This is a genomic window from Leptothoe kymatousa TAU-MAC 1615, assembly GCF_018739865.1.
Lineage (GTDB): Bacteria > Cyanobacteriota > Cyanobacteriia > Phormidesmidales > Phormidesmidaceae > Leptothoe > Leptothoe kymatousa.
Genome location: NZ_JADOER010000002.1, coordinates 40,066 through 52,989, shown reverse-complemented (window position 1 = coordinate 52,989; position 12,924 = coordinate 40,066). Strand labels below are relative to the sequence as shown.

The following is a 12,924-nucleotide window of genomic DNA, read 5'->3' as shown; positions in this document are numbered from 1 at the left end:
GAATAAAAATTCAAAAAAATAGGGGAGACAATGGATCGTCTCCCCTATTTTTTTATGGGTTAGCCAATTAGCAAGCCCCGGAGCTCTGGTGGCCCACTGCTCTAGTGACCTACACCAGAGTAGGTAAATCCAGCCTCTTCCAATGTCTTGCGATCAAGGAAATTACGACCGTCAATCATATTGGGTGTGGTCATCAGCTGAGCCATCTTGCCGTAGTCAAGATCCTTAAACTGTTGCCAGTCGGTCACCAATACCAGCGCATCGCAGCCATCAGCCAGACGCTCGACATCGGTTTCCACAATCACACCGGTCATGCCATTGCGCATACCGCTCTGGGAAACGATGGGGTCGTAGGCCTTGACCTTGGCCCCCAAACGATTCAGATGCTCAATCAAAATCAGAGAAGGCGCGTCGCGCATATCGTCGGTATCGGGCTTAAAGGTGAGGCCTAGTAGACCCACGGTCTTACCCTTCAAGATTTTCAGCATCTGCTGTAGCTTCTCTAGGGAAAGCAGGCGCTGGCGGGTGTTCACATCGATGGTGGCACGCAGCAGCTGGGCTTCGTAGCCATAGTCATCGGCGGTGTGCAGCAGGGCGGAAACATCCTTGGGGAAACAGGAACCACCCCAGCCAATACCCGCCTGGAGAAACTTGCTGCCGATCCGGGAATCTAGACCAATGCCCTGGGCAACTTGAACCACATCGGCACCGACGCGATCGCAAATATTAGCAACCTCATTGATAAAGCTAATCTTGGTGGCCAAAAACGCGTTGGACGCATACTTCACCATCTCAGCAGAGCTCAGATCCGTCACCAGAATGGGCACCTGGGGAGCGTCCTTATCTTCAGCAAACTGACGCTCCACGATGGGCTCATACAGTTCCTTCATCATGGCAATGGCTTTAGGGTTGCTGCCACCTAGCACAATCCGGTCGGGGTTGAAGGTGTCATATACAGCGGAGCCTTCCCGCAAAAATTCAGGGTTGCTCACCACATCAAACATGGGATCCTCGGGCTTAGCCGCTGGGGCACCAACACCGACAGGCACCTGCTGCCGCTCAGAAATACCATCCATGACAATCATGCGGACCCAGTCACCGGAACCAATGGGTACCGTGGACTTGTTCACAATGACTTTGTAGCCGCCATTGAGGTGCTCACCAATGCCGCGGGCAACCGCCTCAACATAACGCGTATCACTTTCACCGGTGGGCAACGGTGGGGTACCTACAGCAATAAACAAGATATCGCCATGGGCCACACCTGCGGCTAGATCAGATGAAAAAGAAAGGCGACCGGCCTCCATAGAAGACTGCATCAACTCCGAGAGGCCAGGCTCAAAGATAGGAGACTGGCCAGACTGCATCAGTTTGACCTTTTCTTCATTATTGTCAATACAAATAACGTCATGGCCGATGTGCGAAAGAGACACACCCGTCACTAGACCCACATAGCCTGTACCAATAACACAAACACGCATATAAGCACTCCTTGATATATCTGAAAATGGTTAAATTAAACGTAAGCGAGCAGATACATTGCCCACATACAGGCCCCTAGAGCAACCAAGCACAAAGGAGCCTGCATTCTTCAACAGCGTTTCATAACTGCTAAATAGCCTATCAATTAGGCCAATGGCTGTGGCGTTGACGACCCAGCCAGTTTACCCGCCGCTTCCATGCGAGCTTTAAAGTCTGCAATGGTAAGTTCCAGACCTTTGTTTAAAGGCACCTGAGGCTCCCAACCCAAAATGGACTTAGCCTTGCTGATATCGGGCTTACGACGCCGTGGATCGTCCTGGGGTAAGGGCTCATACTGAAGCTCAGCGTCAGGGTTGATCATTTTCTGTACCGATTGAGCCAGCTCTAGAATGGTGTACTCACCAGGATTCCCCAAGTTCATAGGGCCGATGTAGTCACTATTCATTAACCGAATAAAGCCCTCAACCAAATCAGATACGTAGCAAAAACTACGGGTTTGGGAGCCATCGCCATACACCGTCAGAGGAGTACCCTGCAGAGCTTGAACAATAAAGTTGCTAACAACACGACCATCGTTTTCCAACATGCGAGGGCCGTAAGTGTTAAAGATGCGGACGACACGAATATCCACGTCATTTTGGCGGTGGTAGTCAAAGGCTAGGGTTTCAGCCACACGCTTACCTTCGTCATAACAGCTACGAATACCAATGGTATTAACGTTGCCGCGGTACTCCTCAGGCTGGGGATGCACCTCGGGATCACCATAAATTTCAGAGGTGGAGGCGAGGAAAAAGCGAGCTTTGACCCGCTTTGCCAAGCCCAGCATATTCAGGGTGCCCATCACATTGGTCTTGATGGTTTTGACCGGATTGTACTGATAGTGAACGGGTGAAGCAGGACAGGCTAAGTGATAGATCTGATCAACTTCTAAACGAATCGGCTCAGTGACATCGTGGCGAATTAGCTCAAAGTTTGGGTGATTCAACCACGGCAAAACATTTTGCTTACGACCTGTGTAAAAGTTATCCAAACAAATAACTTCGTGCTGATCTGCCATAAGGCGATCAATCAGATGAGAACCGATAAAACCGGCTCCACCAGTCACTAAAATTCGCATAATATTTCTGAACTAATAAGACACCAATATGGAATGAGGATGAGACACCTACTCTCTAAGTCTTAGCACCTGCCATCAGACACTAACCACAAGGATATTAGGTATGACTGCAATTAACTGCCGTACAAGCACCGCATAGGGCAGTAGATAGATTTGAATTGCAGACCGATGCCCTCATTCCTGATTAAACACACCTTTAATGTGTCTGCAATGTACCAAAGTTTCTTGGTGGAATAGCTGGGCCGAATCGGCATTCACTACAACTTCAAATCTTTTTTACAGGAGTACCCAAAAAAAGACCCCAGGTACCACCCACCTAGTTCCCATTATTTTCAACAAAACTTGATTTCATAACTGTGATAGAACGTCAAGATCTGCTTTGACCCAATCAATTCCTGACTTTGTCCCTTGACGGCTATAGATATCACTGGCAGCCACTAAATCAGCTACGGCATTTTGTTTTTTGGCTAAATTCGCCTGGGCACGGGCACGGTTATGAAAACTTTCCGCTAGGCCGGGCTCACAATTAATCACATTGGTAAAGCAATCTACGGCGCGACCAAATGACCGTTCTCGATAGGCAAATACGCCTTGATTGAACTGGTGACGCGCTTCGCCTGAAATTGGTATAGACAAGTCTGTAATCGGTGTGGTGAAAGGAATTTTTTGCCCCCAAGGACGCAGCGTAGTAGAGGCAATCAAGCTTCCACCCACTCCCAAAATTAGGCCAAACACCACCAAAACAATCCATACGTTACTAGAAACTTCCATACCCCCTTCCCTTTCGCATTATTTATATTGTGCCAACGCCACCAGGACCTGAAAACACTATCGATTAAATTGATCGAAAGTCCTGTTATCGCTCAAAAACCTATGAAAAGATTCTAAGAAATCTCCCAAGGTACACAACTAATCCAGAGATTCCCAATCAGGTTCGTCCGCTTTATCGAGTCTTTAATTTTTATGGTTAACCCTATATCTAATAACTAGGCTAAGTTAGCCTTACACAACGCTCGTAAATATGAACTTTTCATGATTCTACCGCTCTAATTTTGAGTTGCTAGAATCTTGAGTGTTTCATTCCAGGCAGTTTGGTTAGCAACAGGACCAATGCCCGTTCATCAGATTCACTACAACAGTTAAGTCATCGACCATTCAGAGGATAGTTAATGCCTGTAATGTTTCCCGGCATGAACCCTTACCTGGAACACCCCGACCTTTGGCCTGAAATTCATCCGCAGTTTGTAACTGCATTGGCCAATTTGTTGAAAAATGAAGTCTCTGACCGCTACCTCATCATCATTCGCAAACGGGTTTACCGTGTGAGTGGCGAGGATAGCTTGGTGGTGGGGCAATCGGCGCAGGAAAACCGATTTAAAGGCCCGATTGCTCAAAATGGAGCCTCATCTCAACAGCCTATTCCTACCTATATTGCCGTTCCTCAAACCATCCAAGAAGACTACATCGAAATCGTGGATCAGCACATTGGCACCACGGTCACCATTGTCGAAACCCTGACGCCTCAAAAGAAACGACCTGGACGGGGTCGAGACAACTATGAGCAGCGATGTGAAGCCATTTTTGGCGGCGACACCCACTTTGTAGAAATCGATTTACTCCGGGGATGGGAGCCGATTTCTGCCTATGGCCCTAGCAATATCGACTATCGGGTTCTAGTCAGCCGCAGCGATCAGCGTCCGAAGGCAGAGATGTATACATGGCAGGTGAATGCACCCATTCCACTGCTAACGATTCCCATTAGCCGTTCCCAGGATGGGGAGGGCACCCAAGCGCAATGTACCGTTAATTTAAAGCAGGCTCTGGATGATGCCTGTGCCGGCGCGAACTACGATTTTTCCATCAACTACGAGCGGGATCCCATTCCTCCACTACAGCCAGATGCGAGCCAATGGCTCGATAATTTATTAGGTGAGGCTGGGTTGAGGCAATCGAGTCAGATCACAAACGGATATGATGAAGAAAAGTTAAAAAGACGTAGCGCACATTTGCAGGCATGACCGGCCAAACTATTACCCCCTCTGCTCCATCGCCCACCGATTTAAATTCCCTGAGTCCTGCGACTGCGCCCCCTGCTGAAAGTGATACCCAAAGACAGACGGGCCTTTGGAACTGGCGAGGCTATGACGTTCAATATGCCGTTGAGGGTCAGGGTATACCGTTGGTTTTAGTCCATGGCTTTGGTGCGTCCATTGGCCACTGGCGGCAGAATATTTCTGTGTTGGCAGCAGCAGGGTATCAGGTGTTTGCCCTAGATTTATTGGGGTTTGGGGCATCGGAAAAGCCAGCTTTAGATTACTCCCTTAATCTTTGGGAATTTCTGCTACGGGATTTTTGGCGGCAGCATATTCGTGTCCCTGCTATTTTTGTGGGTAATTCCATCGGTGGATTATTGGTTTTGATGACCCTAGCCAATTCCCCGGATATTGCAGCAGGTGGTGTATTACTCAACTGTGCGGGCAGTTTGAACCACCGGCCAGAGGATTTACCGAGACCTCTCAGTGTGGTGATGGGCCTCTTTAGTAAAGTGGTGAGTGCCCCAGTATTGGGACCGTTAGTTTTTGACCAGGTGCGATCGCGATTTCGGATTCGCGGGGCCCTAAAACAGGTTTACGGCAATCGTGATGCCATTACCCCTGAACTGGTGGAGTTACTCCACCGTCCGTCCTGTGATCCAGGGGCTCAAAAAGTTTTCGCCTCAATTTTGACGGCACCTCCAGGGCCTCGCCCCAGTGAACTACTCCAAAAAATTAACCAGCCCTTGCTGGTGTTGTGGGGCGAAACGGATCCTTGGACGCCGATTCAAGGTGCCAAACTGTATCAACAAATGGCAGCGGATCCCACACAAGACGTGGCGTTTCACTCCATCCCAGACACCGGCCACTGTCCCCATGATGAACGACCGGAAATCGTCAATGGGCTGATTCTAGATTGGCTCAAGCAGCAAACGTTATAGAGAGCGGCCAGAATTGATCAAATCCAGCGCCCCACTACGGTTTTGCTAAGGTCAAAATGCGCTTGGCAATGTCGTCAGCGATGGGCATCACGGACAAACGATTGCCCCGTTTGACCACCTGGAGTTCGTCGGGTTCAAAATTTTGCTTTAGTTCATCCAGGCTAATGTAGTGGCCAAAGGTTTCCACATAGCTGACGGTGACCGTGTGCCAGCGGGGAGCCCCTGGGGTGGATTTGGCATCGTAGTATTTGCTGGCTTGGTCAAACTGGGTGGGGTCGACCACCATCTCTTCGCTAATTTTCATCAGCCCGGCAATGCCCGGGGGCTTGGTATTGGAATGGTAGAAAAAGGCAATATCGCCAATGGTCATGGACTTGAGGAAATTGCGGGCCTGGTAGTTGCGCACCCCATCCCAAATTTCGTTGCGATCGCGCTCCAAATCATCAATGCTGTACACATCGGGTTCAGACTTCATCAACCAATATTTCATCGTGCCGTAATCCCTCCTGCAATTTGCGCCACACCTCAGCCTGCCAATCAGTCGGCCAGGTCAGTTCAGCCCGACGGCCATTACCTGCATAGGCCAAACTAAGTCGAATTGGCACATCCGGCAAGTATCGCAACCGTTCGGCCCACTCGATCACCAAAATACCAGGCTCCACCTCTTCCCCATCCCAATAGGTTTCCAGATACAGGCTATCCGCCGCCGCCCCCTCCAAGCGATACAAATCCACATGATAGAGGGGCAATCGTCCCGTCAAATACTCATTGATTAAGGTAAATGTCGGGCTATCAATAGTTTGTTCAATCCCTAACCCTGCACCCAAACCCTGGGTCAACGCAGTTTTACCACTGCCCAAAGGCCCCGATAGCAGCAACACCGTCCCAACTGGTAAACATTGCCCCAGCAGCCATCCGAAACGATGGGTGGCCCTAAGATCCGCCAGTTTTACTGAGATGGGCATAAATAGTCCTTAAACCAACAAAAATTACGGCAATCAGGTTATGAAAACCCACCTTGGACAGACAGCACTCCAACTGTATCGTTGTGTATAACATTTATCAGGTTAGTTAAAACCATGGTCATGCCGACAGCGTTGACCTAACCAAACTAGCCTGATGGGCAGTTGGCATATCGGTCAATTGCAATAGCCAAGATTAGCAGTGCCTATGATTATCACGGTAGCCAGCTTCAAAGGTGGCGTCGGCAAAACAACAACCGCCATCCATCTAGCTGCCTTTTTTCAAGGCAAAGGCAAAACATTACTGATCGATGCCGATCCCAACCGCTCGGCCCTAGGTTGGGCGAGTCGTGGGGAGCTGCCATTTGTAGTCGTAGACCAGTGGCAAGCAGAAACCCAAAGCGACGCCTACAAACACATCATTATTGACACCCAGGCACGACCCACCACCGAAGATTTGGCAGCCCTAGCCAACTCGTGCGATTTGCTCGTTTTGCCCACAATGCCCGATATTTTGTCCTTGGATGCCCTGGTATTAACCATTGAATACCTCAAATCCATCCAGACCCACCAATATCGGATCTTGGTGACGTCCATTCCGCCGAAGCCAAGTCGTGCCGGGGATGAGGTCAAAAAGCTGCTCAAAGAAGCTGATCTACCCACCTTTGACCGTGGCATTGGTCGATTGGCCGCCTTTCAAAAAGCCGCCATGCAGGGCATACCGGTTTACGACGTGAAAGACCAACGCTCTGAACGGGGATGGCAAGACTATAAGTCGGTAGGCAACGAAATTCTCAACCTCCTCAAAGGACGGTAGAGACATATTTTCCAACCACGGGGTCTGCCAGTCATCCAATTAAATTCCTACAGCAAACCCCTGGCCAGGACCAGGGGCTGCCAAGCATTTAAGAATGAGATGCGCGTCCTAACGGCGAGAGGACATCACAATGCGCAGCACATACCAAAACAGCAACATGACCGCAGCGAATAACTCTAAGGACGCTGCCACATGCTGGTTGGTGGAGTAGCGGTACATCACATTCGATGTTTTGTACAAAATCGCAGCCCCGGCAAAGGCCACCATAAAGAAGGAGAAAATCAGCCCCAGGGAGAAGCCAAACAGCAGGCTACACACAATCAGCCCCAGGGCAATCATGCCGGCAATTTTGAGCACCCCACCTAGGAACGAAAAGTCTTTACCGGAGGTAAAGGCGACCGCCGTTAAGCCCCCAAATAGAAACAGGGTAATGACCGCAGCGGTGGGCAACACCGATGGGTCAGAATATAGGACGGCCATCACTAAAAGTGGAGCAAAAAGAATTGCCTCACCGATGACGTACAGCCCCAACCCCATATATTGGGTATTGACATCATTGGCTTTAGCCGCCATGTTGCTGGCCATGTACCCCAGCAAAGCAAAGCCCCCCAGCAAAGCTAACCAACCAAAGCGACTACCCATAAAGAAAGTAGCCAGCATTTGGGCAATGCCCAGCTGAAAAAATAAAAACTCAACTACGATAAACGCGCCGACGGCCCCTGCAAGATGGGTGTAGGTGCGTTTAATAAATTCCGCTCGCTCATTGGGTCGAGCTTGAGCCACCGTAATCATGAACAAATGCCTCCCGTTGGCAAAATTTAGAACCAACCCAGATGCATGTATTCTCTAGGTTGTCAATTAGCGATACCTTAATCAGAGGCTAGCATACTTAACTGGGCCATGAAGATAGCCGCCACAGAAGGTAATCTATCGTCCGTGCGCCTGCCATTGACTTCCACAAGGCATACATCCGGCCATGGGCAGCGCCTTAGATATAGGGCTGGCAAGTATAAAGCTGGCAAAAAAGCCTTACAACACTTAATTCGGTAGAAGTACCGAAAATGTAAGATAAGTAACATCGGCGTTGCTGAACCTCGGCATGATTGTCTTGCTTAAATCTGAGCCAAGAGCCAGTTAGGCAGATCGTTTCATCCCCTCCATCAGCAACGGCATAATATCCCGCTTATTATTCATAATGGTTGATTCAGCCACTGAGCCCTTGGGCCAGGCCATCTATTCCCCCAGTCCTGCAGCCACGTCCATTGAGCTCCGCCAATCCCTTCAAGGAGATCGAATTTTAGCGGCGATTGACGTGGGGACAAACTCAGTCCACATGGTGGTGGTGAAAATTCAACCCGATCTGCCCGCATTCACCATTATTGGTCGAGAAAAGGATACCGTGCGCCTCGGCAACTTTCGCCCAGGCACCAACTGCCTGTCCGATGAAGCCATGGACCGTGGCATTGCAGCCCTGAAACGGTGCCAACAAATTGCGGCAAGTCTCAATGCCGATGACATTGTTACCGTTGCCACCAGTGCGAGCCGTGAAGCCAGCAATGGCCAGGTCTTTATTGATCGGGTTAAGCAGGAAGTGGGCCTGGATATTAACCTCATTTCAGGGCTAGAAGAAGCGCGGCGGATCTATTTGGGCGTTCTTTCTGGCATGGAACTCCATGGCCAACCCCACGGCATTATTGATATCGGTGGGGGGTCTACCGAAATTATCTTGGGTACTGGCGAACGCCATCGCTTCCTCAGCAGCACCAAGGTGGGGGCTGTGCGCCTCAACGCCCAGATGATCACCACCAACCCCATTAGTGCGGAAGAGTTTTTACAGCTACAGGCCTATGTGCGCGGGCGGCTAGAGCCTAACACCGATGAGCTTAAAACTAAACTTGGGGCAGGGGAATCCTTGTCTTTGGTGGGCACATCCGGCACCATTGAATCCCTTGCCATTGTGACGGCCATTGATAAAGCGGGCGCCGCCCCAGACCCGATCAATGGGTATACCATGACCCTCAAGGAACTGGAACGGGGCATTGAAAAGCTGCGACGCATGAGCTTTAGTGAGCGTTTGAAGCTGCCTGATATTTCTGCACGGCGGGCTGAAATTATTGTGCCGGGGGCAGTGATTTTGCAGGAAGCCATGCGGCTGCTGGGGGTGGATCGGATTACCATTTGCGAGCATGCCCTGCGGGAAGGGCTGGTGGTGGACTGGATGCTCACCCACGGGCTGATTGAAGACCGCATGCAGTATCAGCAGTCGGTGCGGGAACGCAGTGTGATGAAGGCGGCCCATAAGTATCGGGTCAACATGGACCACAGTAAGGTGGTGGCTAAGTTTGCGTTGACCTTGTTTGATCAAACTCGCAATATTTTGCACCAGTGGGGACCGATAGAACGGGAGCTGCTATGGGCGGCGACCATGCTCCATAACTGTGGTCACTTTGTTAGCCATGGGGCCCACCACAAGCATTCTTACTATTTAATTCGCAATGGGGAGCTGTTGGGCTTTACCAGCACTGAAATTGAACTTATTGCCAATATTGGTCGCTACCATCGCAAGAGCCAACCCAAGCTCAAGCACGATGCCTATAAGGCTTTGACTAAGGAGAACCGCAAAATTGTTAGCCAGCTCAGTGCCATGCTGCGGGTGGCCGTAGGGCTGGATCGACGGCGACTGGGTGCGATCGCAGGTTTCCAAACCACATTCACCGCCAAAAAGCGTCAGGTCACCATCCGCTTTACCCCCAACCATCCGGGCGACAGTTGCGAACTCGAAATTTGGAGCGCCAACGACAAAAAAGCTTGCTTTGAAGCAGAATTTGACGTGTCCTTAGAGTTTCAACCCGCCGGTTGAGGCGGCATTCCAGGCCCGCCCGGCATTCCATGCCCGCCCGGCTCAAGTCTCTCTTTGGGCAGTTGTAGCATCTCTGCCACAAAGGTTTCCACCACGGGTGTCGGCTGGTCTTGTCGCCAAACCATGCATACCTCCGCCTGGGGTGTGGGTTGAGTAAAGGGCACAAAACACACCCCACGACGCTGTAAATTTTGCAGGGATTCGGGCACAATGGCTACCCCCAGATTGGCTGTCACCAAACTTAGAATTGTTTGCATTTGGGCCGCCTGCTGCACCACGTTAGGGCTAAATCCGCCCTGATGACACAGGTTCACAATTTGATCGTATAGCTGCACCGCCTTGGGCCGAGGGAATAAGACAAAGGCTTCGGTTTGCAAATCGCTGATCGCAATGCTGGGCCGCCCTGCCAAAGGATGATGGGCGGGTAGCGCCGCCACTAAGGATTCCTGCAGCACAGATTGGGTTTGTAATTTTTCTTGATCTATAGGAGGGCGCACAAAGCCAATATCCAACTGGTTGTTAAACAACCCTTGAATTTGTTCTTGGGTGGACAGCTCATGGAGAACAATATTGACCTGGGGATAGTGTTGTCGAAACCGTTGGAGCCCCTCGGGCAGCAGGCTGTACATGGCAGAACTAACAAATGCGATCGCTAAACTCCCCACCGCACCACGATCGGCCCGTTGGGTTTTGGCCACCGCCTGCTGGAGCTGGGCCAACAACAATTCCACCTCTTGCTGAAACACCACACCAGCAGCGGTCAATGCCACCCGTCGTCGGGTACGGGAAAACAGCTGCACCCCCAGCTCAGCTTCTAGTTGCTTAATCTGCTGACTGAGGGGCGGTTGGGCCATTTGCAACCGTAAGGCCGCCCGGCCAAAATGCAGCTCCTCAGCCACCGCCAAAAAATAACGCAGGTGTCGCAGTTCCATGGCCAGGCAACTAATACTTTTTAAATATCAATAGAGCCTTAACTATATATTGGACATCTTAAAAAATCCTCCGTAGGTTGGAAGTAGTCCAGAGATCATCGCCATGGCCACTAACCCCCAACAACATTGGAACCCAGACCGCTACCAAACCCAACACAGCTTTGTTTGGCAGTATGGGGCAGACGTGCTCCAGCTGCTCGCCCCCCAAGCTGGCGAACATATTCTTGACTTGGGCTGCGGCACCGGCCAGCTGACCCAGGCCATCGCCCAAACCGGAGCGACGGTTACCGGCATCGACGCCGATGCCGCCATGGTCACCACAGCGCAGCAACAATATCCCCACCTTGCCTTTCAGGTGGCCGATGCCCGCTCGTTTACAGTTGCCCAACCCTTGGACAGCATTTTTTCCAATGCCACCCTGCACTGGGTAAAACCACCGGAGCAAGCGGTGCAAGCCATTGCCCAAGCGCTAAAACCCGGAGGCAAATTCGTTGCCGAGTTTGGGGGCAACGGGAACGTACAAAATATTGTGGGCGCCGTTGAAACCGTTAGACAGCGACAGCACCTAAGCCCCTGGTACTTTCCGAGTATTGGGGAATACACTCAGCTGTTGGAGCAAAACGGCTTAGAGGTTACCTTCGCCGCCCTGATTGATCGCCCCACCCCCCTGAATGAGAGAGAAAATGGCCTGGCCAATTGGCTCAAAATGTTTGGCGGCTCACTCTTGGCAGGCCTCGATAGGGCCGCAACAGAAGACGTCCTCAGGCAAGTTGCAAACCGCTTACGCCCCCATATGTACGACGGCACCCAATGGCATGCGGACTACCGACGGCTCCGGGTTGTCGCCCAGAAACTGGGCGCGTAGCGTTTTGTTAACCGGGGATCAAACCGCCCTTGGCAAAGCCTTTCCGCTATGATGCAATGATGGGACGACCCGGTATCTTTGGCATTACCCCCATAGACTTCCAAACTGGCATCATGGAGTGGCTGAAACTATGACAAACGCAGTGCTAGAAAGCGACTTAGATCTTGAAGCACTCAATCAAACCCTAAGGGATATGGATGCCGCTGAGCTCGTTACCTGGGGTGCGAAAACCTTTGGCAACACCTTAGTCATGAGCACTAGTTTTGGCATTCAGTCAGCGGTGATGCTACACCTGGTGACCCAGGTGATGCCTGATATCCCGGTCATCTGGGTCGATACGGGCTATCTCCCCGAAGAGACCTACCGCTTTGCCGATGAGCTAGCCCAGCGCTTAAACCTGAACCTCAAGGTTTACCAGTCATCCATGAGTCCGGCCCGCATGGAAGCCCTCCATGGGCGGCTGTGGGATCAAGATAATGTTGATGCGTTCAACCAATACGACTACATGCGCAAGGTTGAACCCATGCAGCGAGCCCTAAAAGAACTTGGAGCTAAGGCATGGCTGGCGGGACTGCGCGCGACTCAAACCTCCCATCGCCAAACTCTAGGGCGGCTGGCCCAGCAAAACGGCATCTATAAGCTCCATCCCATTTTGACCTGGCATTCCCGGGATGTTTATAAGTATTTGACGGCCCACGACCTGCCCTACCATCCGTTGTTCGACCAGGGCTATGTAACCGTAGGCGACTGGCATTCGAGCCGGCCCATGACCGCCAGCGATGGTGATGAGAGGGCCACACGGTTCAATGGTCTCAAACAGGAATGTGGTTTACATTTGCCCCAAACCCAAGGGGAAGCCGACAGTTTAAATTCCAGTTCCCTGTAAGGGTGGCTATAGCCGACCATAGGCGTGGG

Annotated in this window: 13 protein-coding genes; 6 read left to right on the top strand and 7 right to left on the bottom strand. The window is 51.2% G+C overall.

Annotation, left to right across the window (positions count from 1 at the left end):
- Positions 1-101: 101 nt before the first annotated feature.
- The 3 genes from IXB28_RS00660 to IXB28_RS00650 form a co-directional block, all read right to left on the bottom strand.
- On the bottom strand, positions 102-1,481 hold the full coding sequence (locus IXB28_RS00660) for a UDP-glucose dehydrogenase family protein (RefSeq protein WP_215616616.1): 1,380 nt from the start codon (positions 1,479-1,481) through the stop codon (positions 102-104).
- A gap of 146 nt (positions 1,482-1,627) precedes the next feature.
- Positions 1,628-2,599, bottom strand: a complete 972-nt coding sequence (locus IXB28_RS00655) for a UDP-glucuronic acid decarboxylase family protein (RefSeq protein ID WP_215616615.1) — start codon at positions 2,597-2,599, stop codon at positions 1,628-1,630.
- 348 nt (positions 2,600-2,947) lie between these two features.
- A complete protein-coding gene (locus IXB28_RS00650) occupies positions 2,948-3,370 on the bottom strand; it encodes a hypothetical protein (RefSeq protein ID WP_215616614.1) in 423 nt (140 codons plus the stop codon).
- 398 nt (positions 3,371-3,768) lie between these two features.
- Here IXB28_RS00650 and IXB28_RS00645 point away from each other — a divergent pair, with 398 nt between their 5' ends.
- The gene (locus IXB28_RS00645; protein ID WP_215616613.1) at positions 3,769-4,617 is read left to right on the top strand and encodes a DUF4058 family protein; all 849 of its coding nucleotides are present in this window, start codon (positions 3,769-3,771) and stop codon (positions 4,615-4,617) included.
- Positions 4,614-5,573 carry an alpha/beta fold hydrolase gene (locus tag IXB28_RS00640; RefSeq protein WP_215616612.1) on the top strand — a complete coding sequence of 320 codons (960 nt, stop codon included), beginning with the start codon at positions 4,614-4,616 and terminating at the stop codon, positions 5,571-5,573. The genes IXB28_RS00645 and IXB28_RS00640 overlap by 4 nt, the downstream gene beginning before the upstream one ends.
- Before the next feature lie 34 nt (positions 5,574-5,607).
- Here the strand turns inward: IXB28_RS00640 and IXB28_RS00635 are convergent, their stop codons facing one another.
- Both IXB28_RS00635 and tsaE read right to left on the bottom strand, forming a co-directional pair.
- On the bottom strand, positions 5,608-6,063 hold the full coding sequence (locus tag IXB28_RS00635) for an EVE domain-containing protein (protein ID WP_215616611.1): 456 nt from the start codon (positions 6,061-6,063) through the stop codon (positions 5,608-5,610).
- The gene (gene tsaE / locus IXB28_RS00630; RefSeq protein WP_215616610.1) at positions 6,038-6,538 is read right to left on the bottom strand and encodes a tRNA (adenosine(37)-N6)-threonylcarbamoyltransferase complex ATPase subunit type 1 TsaE; all 501 of its coding nucleotides are present in this window, start codon (positions 6,536-6,538) and stop codon (positions 6,038-6,040) included. The genes IXB28_RS00635 and tsaE overlap by 26 nt, the downstream gene beginning before the upstream one ends.
- A 205-nt stretch (positions 6,539-6,743) precedes the next feature.
- On the opposite strand from tsaE, the gene IXB28_RS00625 reads away from it, so the two are divergent.
- A complete protein-coding gene (locus IXB28_RS00625) occupies positions 6,744-7,352 on the top strand; it encodes a ParA family protein (RefSeq protein ID WP_215616609.1) in 609 nt (202 codons plus the stop codon).
- A 108-nt stretch (positions 7,353-7,460) separates the two neighbouring features.
- On the opposite strand, the gene IXB28_RS00620 is transcribed toward IXB28_RS00625, so the two are convergent.
- The gene (locus IXB28_RS00620) at positions 7,461-8,144 is read right to left on the bottom strand and encodes a Bax inhibitor-1/YccA family protein (RefSeq protein ID WP_215616608.1); all 684 of its coding nucleotides are present in this window, start codon (positions 8,142-8,144) and stop codon (positions 7,461-7,463) included.
- 403 nt (positions 8,145-8,547) lie between these two features.
- On the opposite strand from IXB28_RS00620, the gene IXB28_RS00615 reads away from it, so the two are divergent.
- Positions 8,548-10,212 carry a Ppx/GppA phosphatase family protein gene (locus IXB28_RS00615; RefSeq protein WP_215616607.1) on the top strand — a complete coding sequence of 555 codons (1,665 nt, stop codon included), beginning with the start codon at positions 8,548-8,550 and terminating at the stop codon, positions 10,210-10,212.
- Here the strand turns inward: IXB28_RS00615 and IXB28_RS00610 are convergent.
- Positions 10,197-11,144: a LysR substrate-binding domain-containing protein gene (locus tag IXB28_RS00610; protein ID WP_215616606.1), complete on the bottom strand. Its 948-nt coding sequence runs from the start codon at positions 11,142-11,144 to the stop codon at positions 10,197-10,199. The two genes, IXB28_RS00615 and IXB28_RS00610, sit on opposite strands and share 16 nt — an antisense overlap.
- A gap of 103 nt (positions 11,145-11,247) precedes the next feature.
- Between IXB28_RS00610 and IXB28_RS00605 the strand changes: the two genes are divergently transcribed.
- Positions 11,248-12,009, top strand: coding sequence for a class I SAM-dependent methyltransferase (locus IXB28_RS00605; protein WP_215616605.1), 762 nt, complete (start codon positions 11,248-11,250; stop codon positions 12,007-12,009).
- Between the two features lie 130 nt (positions 12,010-12,139).
- On the top strand, positions 12,140-12,895 hold the full coding sequence (locus IXB28_RS00600) for a phosphoadenylyl-sulfate reductase (RefSeq protein WP_215616604.1): 756 nt from the start codon (positions 12,140-12,142) through the stop codon (positions 12,893-12,895).
- The last annotated feature ends 29 nt before the right edge of the window (positions 12,896-12,924 follow it).